This is a genomic window from Streptomyces sp. NPDC048436, assembly GCF_043200355.1.
Taxonomy (GTDB): domain Bacteria; phylum Actinomycetota; class Actinomycetes; order Streptomycetales; family Streptomycetaceae; genus Streptomyces.
The window spans coordinates 81,408-99,791 of sequence record NZ_JBICXP010000017.1 but is presented as its reverse complement, the minus strand read 5'-3'; the positions used below and the strand labels follow the sequence as shown (position 1 = coordinate 99,791).

Here is an 18,384-nt window from a genome sequence, read left to right as displayed (position 1 = left end):
TGGGTATGGCCACACCGAGCCGGGCTTGAGCCTTGACCGGACCCTTCCGTGACATCTGGTCGAGCCAGCTGCCCGAGCCCGGCACGCATGACGAACAGCAGATTTCGCTTCTGGGGGTTTCGCGTCTGGGTACGAACATGCCGCAGCGCCCGGCGACACCATGGAGGGTCAGCGGGCACCGCGGCATTCTTGGCGCCAAGACAGATGCTTGTGTCAGAGCGCGTTCAGGACGCGAGGACCTCGTCGAGCAGGGCCTCGGCCTTGTCCTCGTTCGTGTTCTCCGCGAGGGCGAGCTCGCTCACCAGGATCTGGCGAGCCTTGGCGAGCATGCGCTTCTCACCCGCGGACAGTCCGCGCTCACGCTCACGACGCCACAGGTCACGCACGACTTCCGCGACCTTGATGACATCGCCCGATGCGAGCTTCTCGAGATTTGCTTTGTAGCGACGGGACCAGTTCGTCGGCTCTTCGGCGTACGGCGCGCGCAGTACTTCGAAGACCCGGTCAAGCCCGTCCTGACCGACCACATCACGTACGCCGACGAACTCCGCATTGTCCGCAGGCACACGTACCGTCAGATCGCCCTGAGCGACCTTCAGCACCAAGTAGGTCTTGTCCACGCCTTTGATCTGGCGAGTCTCAATGGCCTCGATCAGCGCGGCCCCGTGATGGGGATAGACCACGGTGTCGCCAACCTTGAACGTCATGTGACAGGTACCCCTTCCGTGGCTATCCATCCTAACACGAGAACGGCCTCTTCTGAATGGCGTTTTCGCAGGTCAGGGCGTATCTCGGGGCTTGACAACAGCAACAGGAACGTGCTGCGCAGGGCTTGTGGAGCGAGGTATTCGCAGGTGGGAGCGGCTCTTCGGGGAAGCGGAAACGTGCCCGTCACATGCCCTCCGAGAGCGCTCCACGAGGTTGAACGTCCCGGTTTGCCGGGTTCCGAGCGGTGAACTTCCACTACTCCGTTCGGTGACCGGAGAGATGTGCGACGCCGCGTCCGACGTGAATCCAGAATTGATCAAGCGATCTCAGTGATCAATTCCCGGCACTTCCCGGACCACCATGCATTCCTTACCGGAAATCCCCAGGGCGGGGCCCGGCGGCTCTTGACGGCGCTTATGTGAATGGGGGACGAGAGGCCAATGGCGCGTGGGTGACGGAAGTGGTGACAGGAGTGGCGGCGGGAGTGGTGGCGGGAGTGCTGCGCGCCTCCGGCCGCGAGTGGCAGGGGGAGGCTCGCGGGTCCAAGGGGCGGGTCGGGTGCGGTGGCGCGGGAAGGGCTCGGTAACCTGAGCCCGCTGACACACCCTTAGGGCGGCTTTACGGCCGTCCGCCCCTTCCCTTACCGCCCCCGTTCTAGGAGTTGCCGCCGCCGTGAGCCGCAGCCTTCGACGTGGCGCCCTCGCCGCCACCGCCATCGCGTTCTCGCTCGCCTCGCTCTCCGCGTGTGCCGCCGGCAACGACGCCCAGACGCTCGAGGTGAAGCCGGACAACGCGGCGACCTCCGTCGGGGACATCAAGATCCAGAACGCCATGGTGATCACCCAGCCCGACCTGAAGTCGACGGGTCCCGCGGTGATCGCCGCGACGGTCTTCAACAACGGCACCACCGACCAGACCCTGGACGAGATCACGGTCGTCGGCACCGACAAGAAGGCCAAGATCACGCCGGCCAAGGACGACAAGACCTCCAAGCGGGGCGGTCCGCTGACCATCCCCGCCGGCGGCTCCGTCATCATCGGCGGCAAGGACAACGCCTCCGCCGTCCTGCCCAGCAGCCGTGAGGCCGTCAAGGACGGCAACGCGCAGCCGGTCACCTTCGCCTTCAGCAAGACCGGCGACGTGAAGATGAAGACCTTCGTCGTGCCGGCCGAGAGCTACTTCAAGAAGTGGGGCCCGAGCGAGGTCCCCGAGGCTCCGGACGCGAAGCCGACGACGCAGCCGTCCGGCTCGGCGAGCACGAAGCCGTCCGACGGCGCGTCCGACGCGGCGACGGAGGGTGCCTCCACGAACCCGTCCGACAGCGCGTCGCACGACGCGGGCGCTGGTGGTGCCGGCGCCGAAGCGGGTGCCGGTTCCGGGCACTGACCGACGTACGTACGAAAGGGCGGGAACCCGGTGCCGGGTTCCCGCCCTTTCGCGCGTCACGGCGAGTGAGGCGCGCGTCTGGTGAGGGGCTGTCTACGGCTCGAACTTGTAGCCGAGGCCCCGCACCGTCACCAGGTAGCGCGGCGCCCCCGGGTCCGGCTCGACCTTGGCGCGCAGGCGCTTGACGTGCACGTCCAGGGTCTTGGTGTCCCCCACGTAGTCCGCGCCCCAGACGCGGTCGATGAGCTGCATGCGGGTCAGTACGCGGCCCGCGTTGCGCAGGAGCATCTCCAGGAGGTCGAACTCCTTGAGGGGCAGGTCGATCTTGGAGCCGGAGACCGTGACCACGTGACGGTCCACGTCCATCCGGACCGGGCCCGCCTCCAGGGCCTGCGGGGCGACCTCCTCGGGCTCGCCGCGGCGGCGCAGGACCGCGCGGATGCGGGCCACGAGTTCGCGGGAGGAGAAGGGCTTGGTGACGTAGTCGTCGGCTCCTATTTCGAGGCCGACCACCTTGTCGATCTCGCTGTCCTTGGCGGTGACCATGATCACCGGGACGTTGGAGCGGCTGCGCAGCTGACGGCAGACCTCCGTGCCGGGCAGGCCCGGCAGCATCAGGTCGAGCAGGACGAGGTCGGCGCCGTTGCGCTCGAACTCGTCGAGTCCGTCGGGCCCGGTGGCCGCGATGGCGACCTCGAAGCCCTCTTTGCGGAGCATGTAGGACAGGGCGTCGCTGAAGGATTCCTCGTCCTCGACGACGAGCACTCGGGTCACGGAAGGACCTCCGGGGCAGGAATGGGTTCGTACGCAGTGGTCTCGTCGGGCCGTGCGGTGTCGGCTTCGCTGCCGTCTCCGCCGTGACCGGGTCCGCGGTCGCGGTTCGCGGCTGCTTCGGGCAGCCGCAGGGTGAAGGTGGAGCCCTGTCCCTCGGAGCTCCACACGGTGACCTCCCCGCCGTGCGAGGCGGCCACGTGTTTGACGATGGCGAGGCCTAGGCCCGTGCCGCCGGTGGCCCGTGAGCGGGCCGGGTCCACTCGGTAGAAGCGCTCGAAGACGCGCTCCTTGTCCTTGTCGGAGATGCCGATCCCCTGGTCGGTGACGGCCACCTCGATGAGATCGCCCCCCGGTGCGGTGACCCGGCGGGCGGCGATGCCGACGCGGGTGCGGGCGGGCGAGTAGTTCACGGCGTTCTCGACGAGGTTGCCGAGGGCCGCCGCGAGCTGGCCGCGGTTGCCCCATATCCGCAGGTCGGCGGTGCCGCCCGCGGCCATGGTGATCTGCTTGTGCGAGGCCTGGTGGCGGCTTCGGTCGATCGCCTCCGCCACCAGTTCGTCGACACGGACGGATTCCGCGTCCTCCAGGGGGTCGTCGTTCTGGACCCGGGAGAGGTCGATCAGCTCCTGGACGAGGTTGGTCAGGCGGGTCGCCTCGATCTGCATGCGGCCCGCGAAGCGTTCGACGGCCTCGGGGTCTTCGGAGGCGTCCATGACGGCTTCGGAGAGGAGCGAGAGCGCCCCTACCGGGGTCTTGAGCTCATGGCTCACATTGGCGACGAAGTCGCGTCGTACGGCTTCGATGCGGCGGGCCTCGGTGAGGTCCTCCACGAGGAGCAGGACGAGGCGGGAGCCGAGGGGGGCCACACGGGCGGAGACGGCGAGGGCGTCGCCCCGGCCGGTGCCGCGGCGCGGCAGGTCGAGTTCGACCTGGCGTATCTCTCCGTCGCGGCGCGTGTCGCGGGCCATCTGGAGCATCGGTTCGACGGCGAGCTTGCCGCCGCGGACCAGGCCGAGTGCGTACGCGGCCGAGCTGGCCTTGACGACGCTGTCCGCCTCGTCGAGGACGACGGCGGATGAGCGGAGCACGGAGAGGACCGTGTCCACGCCGGGTGGGAGTACGGGGTCGGTGTGCAGGGAGGTCCGGGTGGGGCGTTTCAGGTCGCGCTCGCTCCAGCGGAACGCCAGCATGGCGATGACGCCGGTGCACACCCCGGCGATCGCTGCAGCTGCGGCGACCGCCGCGTTCACGTCCATGCCCCCAGGTTATGCGCCGGACGAGCACCTGCCCCAGCCATCCGGGTGCCCGCTCGAACACTCGTCGCCCAGAGTTCACCGAGGAGACGGTGTTGGTTCACTTCGGCTGAACGGGGTACTCCGGGGCGCCGCGGAGCCGCTCCGGGCGGGACGCTCCGCGTCGCCCACAGTTCACCTGGGTGACAGGGACGGTTCATGCGGGATGCCGGAAACGGACGCGTCGGGGCCGCACCGTGGGAGCGTGGGGGTCAGCCCCCGGGTCGTACTAGAGAGGGACATCCACATGCGGGACGCGTACCACGAGGAACTTGACTCGATCGGCGAAGGCCTGGTCGAGATGGCCCGCCTTGTCGGGTCCGCGATCGGGCGCGCCACCACGGCCATGCTCGACGCCGATCTGAAGATGGCCGAGAGCGTGATCGCCGCTGATCAGAAGGTCGACGATCTGCAGCACGAGCTGGAGGCGCGGGCGATAGCCCTTCTGGCGCGGCAGCAGCCGGTCGCCACCGATCTGCGCATCGTCGTCACCTCGCTGCGGATGAGCGCCGACCTGGAGCGCTCGGGCGACCTCGCGCAGCATGTCGGCAAGCTGACGCGTCTTCGCTTCCCGGCGTCGGCCGTGCCGCAGGATCTGCACGCCACGATCCTGGAGATGGGCCAGCTCGCGCAGCGTCTGATGGCCAAGGCGGCGGAGGTCATCATCACCAAGGACGTCGATCTGGCGCTGCAGCTCGAGCAGGACGACGACGAGATGGACCTGCTGCACCGGACGCTGTTCCAGCACCTGATGGACGACCGCTGGAAGCACGGCATCGAGACGGCCGTGGACGTGACGCTGCTCGGCCGTTACTACGAGCGGTTCGCGGACCACGCGGTGTCGGTGGCGAAGCGGGTCGTCTACCTGGTCACGGGTGAGCACGCGGACGAGATGCAGCAGACGGGGACCCCTGTGGAAGGGGCCTGAGGCTGTTTCGTACGTAGGAGTACGAGGAGTACGAGGAGTACTCAGGAGGGTGTGCCCCGCGCTGATGGTGCGGGGCACAGCCCTGTTCTGAGCTCCGCGTGCGGTGGCTCAGCCGCAGCAGCCGCCGCACTGGCACGGCCCGCCCGACTGGCAGCCGCAGCCGCAGCCCGAGCCGCAGCCGCAGGCGCCGATGAGCACGAGCGAGGGCAGGCCCGGCGCTTCGGCGGACTGCTCGGGGACGGGTTCGGTCATGGGGGACTCGGCCATGGGTCTCCTCCTCGAAGACGTACTGCCTGATGCCCGTTCCCTTCCCACAGGAAGGGGCGCACCAACGGCGCACACGCGCGTACGGCGGGCCCGTCGCGCCGGGGGCCGCACGGGCAGGCGCGCTGTGAGACCACTCGCGAAACTCTCTCCACAACCTTCACTGTGATGCCTTACTGTGTTGGCGCTGTAACGGGGGGTTCGAGGCCCGGGGATCTGACCTGGGTTCTTCTATGTGGGGGGTCACATACCGTGCGTACGCGCACCATCTCGACCGCGACAGCGCTCGCGGTCCTCTTCAGTTCTGCGGCCCTGGTCGCGGCCGGGGCCGGCCCTGCGGCTGCGGACTCGGCGCAGATCCTGGGCGTGAAGTCGGCGGCCGACGTGCTCGTGGACGGGGCGCACCAGCGCGTCTACGTCTCCGACCCGGTCGACGGCAAGATCGTCGTCACGGACTACACGGGCGCGGTCAAGGCGACCCTTGACGGGTTGCCTGACGTCGACGGCCTGGCGCTCTCGCCCGACTCCGGCCAGGTGTACGCGGCCGTGGCGGGGCTCAACCGGATCGTCGCCGTGGACACGTCCTCGTACGCCCAGAGCGCGAGCTACAAGCTCGACGGCGCGGAGAAGCCGCGCACCCTGGCGATGGCGAGCGGCAAGCTGTGGTTCGGCTACAGGCCCGACGCCGAAGGCAACATCGGTTCGCTGGACCTCTCCAGTGATGAGCCCGTCGTCGCGCTCGGCCAGGACGGCGACGCGAGTTTCTACGCCGCTCCCGAGCTGGGCTCCGACCCGGACTCGGGGGTTCTCGTCGCCGGTGAGAAGGAGACGAGCAACGACTCGCTGACGGTGTACGACGTGTCGGGGCCGAAGCCGGAGCTGCGGGTCTCCAAGTCGGTGGAGGGCGGATTCTTCGACGACATCGCGGTCTCCCCCGACGGGACCCAGATCGTCACGGCGAGCGGCGCCCCCTACTACCACCCGGTGTACTCCACGGAGGACCTCTCCCCCGTGGGCCGCTACAACTCGGGGAGCTACGGCGCCGCCGTGGACATCGCCCCGGACGGCACCGTGGCGGCGGGCACCTTCTCCTGGTACGGGCCCGACGTGCACATCTATCAGCAGGGCAAGTGGTCCAAGGTCCGGGAGTACGAGTTCCCGAACACCGGCGGCGGCAGTGGCGGCGACACCCTGGCCGAGGGGGGCCTCGCGTGGGCGCCGGACGGCAGCCGGCTCTTCGCGGTCTCCGGGAACGGCCAGGGTGTCTTCTCGCTGCGGGTCCTGACCGAGCCGGGCAAGTCCCTGCCGGAGCTCACGGTGACGGCGCCGGAGAAGGCGACGCGCGCCAAGTCCCTCACGGTCACCGGCAAGATCACCGACACGGCGCCGCTGCCCGCCGGGACCGAACTGGCCGTCACGCGCACGGACATCGAGTCCCCCGACGGCAGGAAGCTGCCCACGGTGAAGACCGGGGCGGACGGCTCGTTCTCCCTCGACGACACTCCGCCCGCGGGCGGCAAGGTGACGTACAAGGTCGCGTACGCGGGTGACGGCGCGCGGGCGGCGGCCTCGGCGTCGGACACGGTGGAGGTCTCGCGGAGCACGCCCACGCTGACCCTGAACAAGAACGGCAACGTGTACGGCTACGGAGCCGACGTCTCCTTCACCGCGCACCTCGGCACCACGTACAAGAACCGCACGGTCGAGATCTGGGCCGATCCCTATGGCTCCGACAAGCCCAACAAGCTGGTCAAGAAGGGCGTCGTGAACGCCCGCGGCGATCTGTCGGCGACCGTGGACATGAAGCGCGACACGAAGGTCACGGCGGCCTTCGCCGGTGACGCCCGGTACGCGTCCAAGAAGGCGACGTCGACGGCGTACGCCAAGGTCAAGGTCTCCACGTCGGTCACCAAGCACTACAAGACGGGGAAGATCGGCTCGACGACGTACCACTACTTCCACAGGAACACCGACCCGGTCCTGAACACGACGATGTCGTACTACAAGGGCCGCGAGCACCGCCTCCAGATGGAGGTGTACGCGAACGGCCGCTGGAACTCGGCGGGCAGCCCCGAGTACTTCAGGCTCGGCACGGACGGGACGTCGTCCGTACGTCTGGAGGCTCCTGGCGAGTCGGGCATCAGGGCCCGGATCCGCGCGTCGTACATCAACGGGTCGTCGGGGGACAACGTGAACTCGACGACGCACGGGGCGTGGAAGTACCTGAACTTCACGCGGTAGTTCGCGGGGCGGGGGCGGTGGGGGCGGCGGTCCGGGAAGCGGTCGCCGTCTCCTCCGCTTCCTCGGCGGGGAGCCCCCGCATCAGCGACCAGTAGCCGAGCGCCGCGAACGTGCCGATGACCGCGCAGGTGCCCCAGAGCCACTGCGCGCCGAAGCGGTCGATGACGAAGCCGGACATCAGGGGGGCGACGAGCGCGGCGACGGCCCAGGACAGGGTGTACATGCCCTGGTAGCGGCCCCGGCCGTGGATCGGTGAGAGCCGCACGACGAGGCCGGTCTGCGTGGGCGCGTTCACGATCTCGGCGAGGGTCCAGACGCACACGGTGAGGGCGAAGACGCCGATGGACCCGGCGAAGGCGGTGAGCCCGAAGCCGTAGCCGGCGAGCAGTGCGGAGATGATCAACAGCCGCTGGGGGTCCCGGTGTTCGATGAACCGGGTGACGGGGATCTGGAGGGCGACGATGAGGACGCCGTTGACGGCGATGGCCATTCCGTAGTCGGCGGCGGTGAATCCGGCCTCGCCCATGGCGACGGGCAGTCCCACGGAGCCCTGCTGGAAGATCAGCGCGATGAGGAAGGAGAGCCCGACGACGCCCATGAAGCGCCCGTCGCGCAGGACGGTCCTGAGGCCGACGTCCGGTTCCGACGCCTTCTCCAGGGCGGTGCGCACGGGCCGGGACTCCGGGAGCTTGGCGAAGACGACGACGGCGCAGACGAGGGTCATGGCGGCTTCGATGAGGAACCCGGCGAGGTAGCTGAACTCGGCGATGAAGCCGGCGCCCGCGGAGGAGATCGCGAATCCGAGGTTGATGGCCCAGTAGTTGAGGGAGAAGGCCCGGACGCGGTCCTCGGGGCGGACGATGTCGGCCATCATCGCCTGGACGGCGGGCCGGGACGCGTTGCTCGCCATGCCGACGAGGAAGGCGACGGCGGCGATGGCCAGGGGGTCCTTCATGAAGCCGAGGAGGGCGACGGTCAGGGCGGTGGAGGTCTGCGCGATGAGGAGCGTGGGGCGGCGCCCGAGCCGGTCGGTCATGACGCCGGCGCCGAGCGAGGAGACGACGCCGCCGAGTCCGTGGAGGGCGGCGACGAGGCCGGCGTAGGTCGCGGAGTAGCCGCGGTCGAGGGTCAGGTAGAGCGCCATGAAGGTGGCGACGAAGGCGCCGAGGCGGTTGACGAGGGTGCTGGTCCACAGCCACCAGAACTCGCGGGGGAGGCCGGAGACGGACTCTCTTGCGGCGCGTCTCAGGGCGGCGAGTGTCATCGGGGTCCCCCACGGTTCAGGCGGCTGCGCAGGTGCAGCTATGTAAGCGTCAATATCGGCATGCGCACATTACGACTCAGGGGGAGGGGAGAGCCAGTGGATTAGCAGAACCAGTCAACTGAGGCCGAGCACTCCGGTGCTGCCGCCGCCGGGCTGTCCGGGCCGCGGGCGGGCGCGCGGGCCACCGGGCGGTTCGATTACGCTCAGGGGCATGGCCGACGCACCGTACAAGCTGATCCTCCTCCGCCACGGCGAGAGCGAGTGGAACGCGAAGAACCTGTTCACCGGCTGGGTGGACGTCAATCTCAACGAGAAGGGCGAGAAGGAGGCGGTCCGCGGCGGTGAGCTGCTCAAGGACGCCGGCCTGCTCCCCGACGTGGTCCACACGTCACTCCAGAAGCGCGCGATCCGCACCGCGCAGCTCTCCCTTGAGGCTGCCGACCGCCTCTGGATTCCCGTACACCGTTCGTGGCGCCTGAACGAGCGCCACTACGGAGCCCTTCAGGGCAAGGACAAGGCGCAGACGCTGGCCGAGTTCGGCGAGGAGCAGTTCATGCTCTGGCGCCGCTCGTACGACACGCCGCCGCCGGCCCTTGACCGCGACGCCGAGTACTCCCAGTTCGACGACGCGCGCTACGCGACGCTCCCGCCGGAGCTGCGCCCGCAGACGGAGTGCCTCAAGGACGTCGTCGTCCGCATGCTGCCGTACTGGTTCGACGGCATCGTCCCCGACCTGCTGACCGGCAGGACGGTCCTGGTCGCGGCCCACGGCAACTCGCTGCGCGCCCTGGTCAAGCACCTGGACGGCATCTCCGACGCGGACATCGCGGGCCTGAACATCCCGACGGGCATCCCGCTGTCGTACGAACTGGACGCGGACTTCAAGCCCGTGAAGCCGGGCGGCACGTACCTGGACCCGGATGCGGCTGCTGCGGCGATCGAGGCGGTCAAGAACCAGGGCAAGAAGAAGTAGCTTTCACGAGAATGCCCCCGACTCGCGCTCGCTTACGGCGCGGGTCGGGGGCATTTTCACGCCTCAGCTCTTGGTCAGGGTGCGGCCGAGGAGAGGAAGCAGGCGGTCCCAGTGGCGCTGGAGCGCTGCGGGGTCGAAGGCTCCTGTGTCGGACATGGTGAAGCCGTGGACGGTGCCGGGGTAGATCTCGGTGCTGTAGCCGACGCCCGCGGTGTCCAGGGCCTGGTTGAGCTCGCTCATGGCCTCGGGCGTCAGGTCTCCCTCGGCGAGGCCGAAGTGGGCTTCGGCGGTGAGCTCGGGGGCGAGGCGGTGCGGGCTGTCGGGCGCTTCGGTGACGAGGAAACCCGGGTGGAATCCGGCGACGGCGGCCACCTGGTCGGGGTGGGCCGTCGCGGTGCGCATCGCGAGGGCGGCGCCCAGGCAGTAGCCGATGACGCCGACAGGGCCGGGGCTGACCTCGGGCTGGGCGGTGAGGAACCGGAGGTAGGCGTCGGCGTCGCGCAGGATGCGGTCGGTGGTGTGCGCCTCGACCAGGGGCATCAACTGGGCGAAGATCGCGGGCCGGACGTCGTCGCCGATGTGCTCGGGAAGTTCGATCACCGGCGCCGGGCCGTGCCGGTAGTAGAGGTTGGGCACGAGCACGTAATACCCGTGACCGGCCAGCTCCCGGGCCTTGTCCTCCAACTCGGGCCGCACACCGAAGGCGTCCGGGTAGAGCAGCACTCCGGGGTGCTGTTCGCCACGGTCGGGGAAGGCGGCGAAGGCGTCGGCCTGACCGTCGGTGGTGGGAATCTGCAGCGTCAGCGTCTTGGTGGGGATTGCGGATCTTCCTTCCGTGCTTCCGTTGGGTCAATCAGAGATCAACCTAACCGGCCAGTCCTCCCATCAGGCAAGAACGGCGTCGGCTACAGCGCTCTCTGCGCCTCGTACAGGTTCCGTGGGCGGACCGTGGCCGTGGTGCCGTAGAGCTCCAGTCGCGCGTGCAGGTCTCCGGAGAAGTCCGGTACGTCGATCTGGTCGAACTCCCGGACCTCGTTGATGCCCACCGTCGCGCTGTACGGGGCCAGGCCGTCGATCCTCATCAGGCCCGCCCGCTCATTGGTGACGCGGATGTTCCAGTGCGTGAAGCGCGCGCCGAACAGGGGGCCCGCGCTCGCATCTCCCCCGTGGCGGCCGGTGTTGTTGATCGTGATGTCCGTGCGGACGTTCGCGAACGGCATGCCCCGGTGGCTGTCGAACGTGCCCATCTCCATCTCGCCGCGCGACCAGACGTTGTAGGAGGACAGGCCCTCCGCGTTGATGCCGTGCAGCTGCGTGCCGGAGGGCGCCGGGACCGTGCGCTCGGCTATGCGGAAGTCCTCGGTCAGGTTGTCGTGCGAGCCCTCGCGGCAGAAGTACGGGTGGTGTGCTCCCCGGCCCTCCACGCGGGTGCGGCGCAGCGTGCAGGCCGAAGCGCTCACCAGGCCGAAGCCGTTGTCCACATGGCGTACGACGATGTCGTACGCCCAGCAGTCGTACGCGCACTGGAACGTGACCCCGTTGTAGCCCTTGTCCAGTAGGTGGGGGGACTGGGGGGTCTGCGTAGCCTCCAGCGTCAGGCCTTCTACTCCCGCGCCCCTCAAGGCTTGTACGTGCGTCGTCAGGCGCGGGTCCCACTCCTCGCGTACGTCCAGGGGCAGCGGGCGTTCCAGCGTGATCGTGCTCTTCTTTACCGAAGTGATGCGTACCGTCCACTCGTAGGGGACGTACGACGTCAGTTTCGTCTTGTCGTCCCACGTGTACGACTCCGGGCCCGGGCCGCCGCCCGCCATGTGCTCCAGGAGGGTGTGGTCCGCGTCGTCCGACAGGCGCAGGAGGACCAGGTCCCCCGGGTGGAGGTGCTTGGTGTCCCGCACCTTCAGGGTGCGGTCGCCCCGGGTGGCGGGGTGCACCGCGGTGAGCGTCTGCCACTCGTCGCGCTTGTTGCCCGTCCAGCCCTCGAAGGGCCAGGCCTTCGCCTTGATGGCGTCCGTGAGCGTCTCGAAGCGGGTCTGCGGGCAGAGCCAGATGAGGCCTCCCGCCCAGGACCAGCTCGACTTGTCACCGCCGTAGCGGGAGCCGTAGGGGCCGATCAGCTCCGTGAGGTTCTTCGTCGCGTGGAGTGTGGTGCGGGTGCTGCCCGCGCCCCGCAGGACCACGTTGTCGTGGGCGATGCGGATGATGCCGTCGACGCGGTACGTGCCCGGCGGCACGAGGACCGTGCCGCCGCCCCTCGCCCCCGCCTCCGCCAGCGCACGGTTGATCGCGGGGGCCGCGTCCGACGTGCCGTCCGGCCTCGCCCCGTAGTCACGTACGTTCGCGACCACCTTGCGGCGAGGGAGGCGGCGGGTGCCGGAGTGGCCCCGGCACGGGCTATGTAGGGGACTTGGGGATGCGTGTACGGAGTTGCCTCGAACTCCCGCCAGAGCGCCGGGGTTTCGCCGGATCTCGCCGCCCATGCGGTCCCGCCGGTCGCGGCCACCGCCGCCACGGCTATCGCTCCGCCGAGTACGCCACGTCTGCCGGGGTACTCCATGCCGCTGCCCGTGCCCATATCCGTGCCCATATCCGTGCCCATGCCCGCCGCCACCTTCTATGGATGTGAACGCCATTCATGTCTGCGATGGGCGCGAGCATGACATGGGCGCCCTATGGCGGGGAAGGCCTCGGGAAGGTCTGCGGCGTCAGTCCTGTGGCTGAGTCAGATGTGTGAACGCGTCCAGGTTCCGCGTGGGCTCCCCGCGCGACACCCGCCACGCGTACTCCTTGCGGATCGCCGTCGCGAAACCCAGCTCCAGGAGCGTATTGAAGGAGCCGTCCGCACTCTCCAGGACCGAGCCGAGCAGCCGGTCGAGCTCCTCCGGTGTGACCGCGGAGAGCGGGAGCTTGCCGGTGAGGTAGATGTCGCCGAGCGAGTCGATCGCGTAACTCACGCCGTACAGACGGAGGTTGCGCTCCAGGAGCCAGCGGTGGACGGCCTCGTGGTTCTCGTCGGGGTGCCGCACCACGAAAGCCGTCAGCGACAGCGCGTGCTTGCCGACCTTGAGCGAGAGGGTCGTCGACAGCTTGCGGGTGCCGGGGAGCTTCACTACGTAGGCGCCGCTCTCGGGGCTCTCCCACTCGAGCTCCGCCTCGTCCAGCGTCCGCTCGATGGTCGTCGTCGCCGCTGCTCCAGCTTGATCAGCCATGATGCGAGCGTACGCGACGCCTGTGCTCGTGCACCGCCGCCGTGTACACGTCCGCGGTGGCCGACGCCGCCGTGTCCCAGCCGAAGGACTGCGCGTGCCGCGCGGCCGCGGCGCCCATGCTGTCCACAAGGTGTGGGTTCTCGGCGAAATCACGCAGCACGCGCGCGTAGGGGGCCGGTTCGTGGCCGTCGATCAAGAAGCCCGTCACCCCGTCGCGTACGGCGACCGGCAGACCGCCCACCGACGCCGCGAGCACCGGTGTGCCCGCCGCCTGCGCCTCTATGGCCACCAGGCCGAAGGACTCGCTGTACGACGGCATCACCAGGACCGAAGCCGCCCTGAACCAGTCCGCGAGCTGCTCCTGGCCCACCGGCGGCTGGAAGCGGACCACGTCCGAGATGCCGAGCCTGGCGGCCAGCTTCTGCAGGCCCTCCGGCTTCGCCAGACCGCTGCCGCTGGGGCCGCCCACCACGGGGACGACGATGTTCGAGCGGAGCTCGGGGCGCTGTTCGAGGAGGACGGCGACCGAGCGGAGCAGCACGTCCGGCGCCTTCAGGGGCTGGATACGGCCCGCGAAGAGCGGGACGAGCGCGTCCTGCGGGAGGCCGAGGCGGTGGCGGGCAGCCGCGCGGCCGTCGGCGGGGCGGAAGCGGTCGAGGTTCACGCCCGGGTGGACCACGGCGACCTTGCCGGCCTCGGCTTCGTAGTGCCTGACCAGTTCGTCGGCCTCTTCGGAGGTGTTGGCGATCAGCCGGTCGGCGGCCCGCACGATCTGCGTCTCGCCGATCACGCGCGCCGCCGGCTCCGGGGTGTCCCCCTCCGCGAGCGCGGCGTTCTTGACCTTGGCCATGGTGTGCATGGCGTGCACCAGGGGCACGCCCCAGCGCTCGGCGGCCAGCCAGCCGACGTGGCCGCTGAGCCAGTAGTGCGAGTGGACCAGGTCGTAGTAGCCGGGGCGGTGGCCCGCCCACGCCTGCATCACACCGTGCGTGAAGGCGCAGAGCTGCGCGGGCAGCTCCTCCTTCGCCAGGCCTTCGTACGGCCCCGCGTCCACATGTCGTACGAGGACTCCCGGGGCGAGTTCGACGGCGGGCGGCAGCGCGCCGGTCGTCGCACGCGTGAAGATCTCCACCTCGATGTTGATCGCCGCGAGGCGCTTGGCGAGCTCCACGATGTAGACGTTCATGCCGCCCGCGTCGCCCGTGCCGGGCTGATGCAGCGGGGAGGTGTGCACGCTGAGCATGGCCACCCGGCGTGGACGCCGGTTCGTGCCGGGGAGCCGGAGCCTGCCGGGCGTGGCCGGCGAGCGACGCCCGAGCCTGGTCACGTACTGGCTCACGTGGCGGTCCTCCTTGCGCGCGCGGGCATGGCTTCAGGGAGGGTGTGCACGGTCCTCCAGAGGGAGAACATCGGAAGGCGCGACTCCATTTCCTCTTTGCCAAATCATTACGGGATGCGGCTCAACCCATGACCGGGCGGGGCTCCACCCGTACCCCTGGCGCCCGGCGCATACGCTTTGCCCATGGCCTCCCGCACCCCCTCCCGCCCCGTGGGAACGGTGACGCGCGGGACCACCAACCCCAACCGCCTGCGCCGCATGGACCGCTGGATCGCCGCCACGCACGGCGCCGCACTGCGGCACGCCACCGGCTCCGGATCCGGCTCTGACTCCGACACCGGCCCCGTGGCCGTCGACCTCGGCTACGGAGCCGCCCCCTGGACCGCCGTCGAGCTGCTCGTCCGGCTCAGGACCGCCGCGCCCCGCGTGCGCGTGGTCGGCGTCGAGATCGATCCGGCGCGGGTCGCGGCCGCGAAGCCGTACGAGAGGGAAGGGCTCTCCTTCCGGCACGGCGGCTTCGAGGTCCCGCTGCCGGGCAGGCCCGCACTGATCCGGGCCGCGAACGTGCTCCGGCAGTACGACGAGGAGCAGGTCGCCGCCGCGTGGGAACGGCTGTGCGAGCGGCTCGCGCCCGGCGGGCTGCTCGTGGAGGGGACCTGCGACGAGATCGGGCGGCGGCACGTCTGGGTCGCGCTCGGCCCCGAGGGACCGCGCACGGTGACCTTCGCGACCCGCCTCGGGTCGCTTGAGCGGCCCTCCGACCTCGCCGAGCGGCTGCCCAAGGCGCTCATCCACCGGAACGTGCCGGGCGAGCAAGTGCACGCGTTCCTGCGCGACTTCGACCGCGCCTGGGCCGCGGCGGCACCCTTCGCCTCGTACGGCGCCCGGCAGCGGTGGATCAGGACGGTGCGGGAACTTGCCACGGACTGGCCGGTGGTGGACGGGGCCGCGCGGTGGCGGCAGGGCGAAGTGACCGTGCGGTGGGACGCGCTGGCTCCGCGGCGGGGGTGAAGGCGCCGACCCCACGGCAGGGGCGAAGGCGCCCGGCTCAGCAGCGAGGGTGAGGGCGTCGTCTCCGCGGCCGGAGTGAACGCGAAGGGTGCCGTCGGGTGAATTCGCGAGGCGGCGGCGGGTGAACTCCGCGTGCGGGGCGCTGGGCGGGGAACGATCTCCGCGTGCCGTTCGTCACATGAGGCGGGTGGGAACCGGAGTTGCTTTCGTGCTCTGTCGCATTGCGCGTCGGCATGGCACCATCCCGGTGGCAACCGTATGTTACTGACGGTAAATCAGCTCTTGGGGGAGGCGGACGTGACCGGCAAGCGGAGTTCGACTGTGGCTGGCCTTGCGCTGATCTGCGCGGCAGCGGTGCTGAGCACTCCGGGCGCGGCCTACGCGAGTCCGGCGAAGCCAACGCCCGGCAAGACCAAGCCGCTTGAGGACGTGCGCAAGGAGATCGAGAAGCTCTACCACGACGCGGGCGTCGCCACGGACGCGTACAACGCGGCGGAGGAGAAGAGCGAGAAGCAGTCCAAGCAGATCGTGAAGCTCGCCCGCTCCATCACCAAGGGCCAGCAGAAGCTGGACAAGCTCAAGTCCCGCGCGGGCGCCGCCGCCCGCGCCCAGTACCGCGGCGGCGGGGTCCCCGCCGAGGCCAAGTTGATGCTGAGCGACGACCCGCAGGAGTTCCTGGAGGGCGCCGGCCGGATGCGGCAGGGCCAGAAGGCCGCCAAAGGCATGCTGACCGACCTTGAGCGGACGCAGGAAGACCTGAAGATCTACGCCAAGGACGCCACCGCCCAGTGGAAGAAGCTGGAAGCCAACCGCAAGGCGAAGGCCGAGTCGAAGAAGAAGATCAAGAAGAAGATCGCGGCCGCCGAGGAGATGGAGTCCCAGCTCGAGAAGAAGGAGCGCGAGCGGCTCCGGAAGCTGGAGGAGGCGGCCGCGCTCAAGGAGCAGTCGGCGTGGGTGAGTTCGGGCGTCCTGAAGGACATCAAGGGCAAGGCGACAGGACCGGGCAAGAAGGCCATCGAGTTCGCCACCGCGCAGATCGGCAAGCCGTACGTATGGGGCGCCGAGGGCCCGTCGTCGTACGACTGTTCCGGGCTCACGACCAAGGCCTGGGCCGCCGCGGGCAAGGGGATTCCTCGTACGTCGCAGGAGCAGTGGAAGCAGCTGCCGCACGTCGACATCAAGAACATGCGCCCCGGTGACCTGATCATTTATCACCGCGACGCCAGTCACGTGGGGATGTACGTGGGCGACGGCGCGATCGTGCACGCGCCGCGGCCCGGGCGCGATGTCACCGTCGCGGGCGCGGGATCGATGGAGATCCTCGGGGTCGTACGACCGGACAAGTAGGCGGATTCCGGCCGGAAAGCCGCCCTGTGCCGTAGGTCATGTGACCCACCGCACCCCCGCGCCCGCCGCTCAACCCTCCCGGCGTGATGTTCGTCATTCCCCCCGGGACCTGTCGTGCCCAATTGCGGTCCTTGATGCGGCATATGACGGTGGCCGTTTGCCGCGCGCCATTCCAATCGGGCGTCGGCTAACGCTATGGTCCCCGTCGGTGGAGCGTTCGACCGTCGATCCACCATGCCCTCGGGGGGAGGGAAGGAAACCGAAGCCATGCCCGTACCCATACCGCGGCAGAGAGCGATCCCGGCCGCGGAAGGCGGTCAGGCTCACGCTCTGCCGACACAGACGCCGACGCAGGCGCAGACGCAGACGCCCGCACCCGTGCAGGCGCCCGAACCCGTACCCGCTCCGACATCCGGAGACATGGACCAGCAGGCGAACGGCAACGGCCTCAGCCTCCTGGTCATCGAGGACGACCCCGTGGGCTCCCTCAGCATCCCCCGGATGCTCGACGCCGCGGGCAAGCCCATCCGTATCCGCACCGCCCGCAACCTCACCGAGGCCGAGCGACTGCTCACCGACGACGTGCACTGCATCCTGCTCGACCTCGCCCTGACGAGCCCCACGGCCGCCGAGGACGACGAGGACGAGCTCGCCGCGCTCAAGCACGTCCTGCGCCTCGCGCCCCGGCACGCCGTCCTCGCGCTCACCGCGAGCGGCGACACCGAGGGCGGCGCGGAGGCCGTGCGGGTCGGCGCCCAGGACTACCTCTTCCGTGACGAGCTGGACGGGCGGCTGCTGAGCCGCGCCATCCGGTACGCCGTGGAGCGCAAGCGCGCGGACGCCGCCCAGCGCCAGCTGACGGAGTCACGCCTGCGGGCCCAGGAGAACGCCCGCCTGGAGCGCGGCCTGCTGCCGACGCCGCTCCTCGACGGCTCACCGCTGCGGTTCGCCGCGCGCTACCGCCCGGGGCGTTCGCGGGCACTGCTCGGCGGCGACTTCTACGACACGGTGCGCACCCCCGACGGCTCCGTGCACGTCATGATCGGCGACGTCTGCGGCCACGGGCCCGACGAGGCGGCGCTCGGCGTCGAGCTGCGCATCGCCTGGCGGACACTGACCTTCGCGGGCCTGTGCGGAGACGAGCTGCTCGGCACCATGCAGAAGGTCCTGGAGCACGAGCGCGCCGACGAGGAGATCTTCGCGACGCTCTGCACGGTCGACATCGCCCCTGACGGCCGCCGCGCCGGACTCTGCCTGGCCGGGCACCCGTCGCCGCTGATCGCCCGCGACGGCCACCTCGCCGAGCTGCTGCCGTACGAGAACAACGGCCCCGCGCTCGGACTCCTGCCGAACGCGCGGTGGCCGCGGCGCCAGGTCGAGCTCGGCGGCAAGTGGAGCCTGATGCTCTACACGGACGGCCTGATCGAGGGCCGCATCGGCGAGGGGAACCAGCGCCTTGGCCAGGACGGCATGGTGGAGATGGTCCGCCGCCAGATCGCCGCGGGCCTGCGGGGCGAGGAGCTCCTGGAGGCCGCGGTCAACGAGGTGCGCGAGCTCAACGGCGGCGACCTGACGGACGACGTGGCGGTCCTGCTCCTGGACCGCGACCGCTAGCGGCGGGTGGGCACGGGGTCGCTGGTCAGCGGGATCG

At 69.8% G+C, this 18,384-nt stretch carries 15 protein-coding genes and 1 pseudogene; 7 read left to right on the top strand and 9 right to left on the bottom strand.

Annotation, left to right across the window (positions count from 1 at the left end; translation table 11 throughout):
• Nucleotides 1–224: 224 nt before the first annotated feature.
• Nucleotides 225–707 carry a CarD family transcriptional regulator gene (locus ACGFX9_RS36745; RefSeq protein ID WP_003953493.1) on the bottom strand — a complete coding sequence of 161 codons (483 nt, stop codon included), beginning with the start codon at nucleotides 705–707 and terminating at the stop codon, nucleotides 225–227.
• A 673-nt stretch (nucleotides 708–1,380) separates the two neighbouring features.
• Here ACGFX9_RS36745 and ACGFX9_RS36740 point away from each other — a divergent pair.
• On the top strand, nucleotides 1,381–2,094 hold the full coding sequence (locus ACGFX9_RS36740; RefSeq protein WP_393483693.1) for a DUF461 domain-containing protein: 714 nt from the start codon (nucleotides 1,381–1,383) through the stop codon (nucleotides 2,092–2,094).
• Nucleotides 2,095–2,187: 93 nt separating this feature from the next.
• On the opposite strand, the gene ACGFX9_RS36735 is transcribed toward ACGFX9_RS36740, so the two are convergent.
• Together ACGFX9_RS36735 and ACGFX9_RS36730 are read right to left on the bottom strand one after the other, a co-directional pair.
• Nucleotides 2,188–2,868 (bottom strand): response regulator, encoded by a 681-nt coding sequence (locus ACGFX9_RS36735; RefSeq protein WP_393483691.1) that lies wholly within the window; start codon nucleotides 2,866–2,868, stop codon nucleotides 2,188–2,190.
• Nucleotides 2,865–4,124, bottom strand: a complete 1,260-nt coding sequence (locus tag ACGFX9_RS36730; protein ID WP_393483688.1) for a sensor histidine kinase — start codon at nucleotides 4,122–4,124, stop codon at nucleotides 2,865–2,867. Before ACGFX9_RS36730 ends, ACGFX9_RS36735 begins: the two co-directional genes overlap by 4 nt.
• 283 nt (nucleotides 4,125–4,407) lie before the next feature.
• Here ACGFX9_RS36730 and phoU point away from each other — a divergent pair, with 283 nt between their 5' ends.
• Nucleotides 4,408–5,088 (top strand): phosphate signaling complex protein PhoU, encoded by a 681-nt coding sequence (gene phoU, locus ACGFX9_RS36725; protein WP_160510362.1) that lies wholly within the window; start codon nucleotides 4,408–4,410, stop codon nucleotides 5,086–5,088.
• 108 nt (nucleotides 5,089–5,196) lie between these two features.
• Here phoU and ACGFX9_RS36720 read toward each other — a convergent pair whose 3' ends face one another.
• A complete protein-coding gene (locus ACGFX9_RS36720; protein WP_393483686.1) occupies nucleotides 5,197–5,355 on the bottom strand; it encodes a hypothetical protein in 159 nt (52 codons plus the stop codon).
• Nucleotides 5,356–5,604: 249 nt separating this feature from the next.
• Here ACGFX9_RS36720 and ACGFX9_RS36715 point away from each other — a divergent pair, with 249 nt between their 5' ends.
• Entirely contained in the window at nucleotides 5,605–7,593 is a 1,989-nt protein-coding gene (locus tag ACGFX9_RS36715) for a YncE family protein (protein WP_393483683.1), read from the top strand.
• On the opposite strand, the gene ACGFX9_RS36710 is transcribed toward ACGFX9_RS36715, so the two are convergent.
• Complete coding sequence (locus ACGFX9_RS36710) at nucleotides 7,583–8,857, bottom strand: MDR family MFS transporter (RefSeq protein WP_393483680.1); 1,275 nt, start codon at nucleotides 8,855–8,857, stop codon at nucleotides 7,583–7,585. The two genes, ACGFX9_RS36715 and ACGFX9_RS36710, sit on opposite strands and share 11 nt — an antisense overlap.
• Nucleotides 8,858–9,068: 211 nt before the next feature.
• Here ACGFX9_RS36710 and ACGFX9_RS36705 point away from each other — a divergent pair, with 211 nt between their 5' ends.
• Entirely contained in the window at nucleotides 9,069–9,830 is a 762-nt protein-coding gene (locus ACGFX9_RS36705) for a phosphoglyceromutase (protein ID WP_393483677.1), read from the top strand.
• A 63-nt stretch (nucleotides 9,831–9,893) separates the two neighbouring features.
• On the opposite strand, the gene ACGFX9_RS36700 is transcribed toward ACGFX9_RS36705, so the two are convergent.
• The 4 genes and pseudogenes from ACGFX9_RS36700 to mshA form a co-directional block, all read right to left on the bottom strand.
• A complete protein-coding gene (locus ACGFX9_RS36700) occupies nucleotides 9,894–10,649 on the bottom strand; it encodes a dienelactone hydrolase family protein (RefSeq protein ID WP_393483866.1) in 756 nt (251 codons plus the stop codon).
• 86 nt (nucleotides 10,650–10,735) lie between these two features.
• Nucleotides 10,736–12,414, bottom strand: a pseudogene (locus ACGFX9_RS36695) (glycoside hydrolase family 55 protein).
• Nucleotides 12,415–12,532: 118 nt separating this feature from the next.
• A complete protein-coding gene (locus ACGFX9_RS36690; RefSeq protein WP_393483674.1) occupies nucleotides 12,533–13,036 on the bottom strand; it encodes a YbjN domain-containing protein in 504 nt (167 codons plus the stop codon).
• Entirely contained in the window at nucleotides 13,029–14,375 is a 1,347-nt protein-coding gene (mshA, locus tag ACGFX9_RS36685) for a D-inositol-3-phosphate glycosyltransferase (protein WP_393483671.1), read from the bottom strand. The genes ACGFX9_RS36690 and mshA overlap by 8 nt, the downstream gene beginning before the upstream one ends.
• A gap of 183 nt (nucleotides 14,376–14,558) precedes the next feature.
• Between mshA and ACGFX9_RS36680 the strand changes: the two genes are divergently transcribed.
• From ACGFX9_RS36680 to ACGFX9_RS36670, 3 genes are all read left to right on the top strand, one after another.
• Nucleotides 14,559–15,386 (top strand): class I SAM-dependent methyltransferase, encoded by an 828-nt coding sequence (locus ACGFX9_RS36680; RefSeq protein ID WP_393483669.1) that lies wholly within the window; start codon nucleotides 14,559–14,561, stop codon nucleotides 15,384–15,386.
• A 258-nt stretch (nucleotides 15,387–15,644) separates the two neighbouring features.
• Nucleotides 15,645–16,733, top strand: coding sequence for an NlpC/P60 family protein (locus tag ACGFX9_RS36675; RefSeq protein WP_393483666.1), 1,089 nt, complete (start codon nucleotides 15,645–15,647; stop codon nucleotides 16,731–16,733).
• Nucleotides 16,734–17,153: 420 nt separating this feature from the next.
• Complete coding sequence (locus tag ACGFX9_RS36670; RefSeq protein ID WP_393483663.1) at nucleotides 17,154–18,347, top strand: PP2C family protein-serine/threonine phosphatase; 1,194 nt, start codon at nucleotides 17,154–17,156, stop codon at nucleotides 18,345–18,347.
• Nucleotides 18,348–18,384 lie beyond the last annotated feature (37 nt).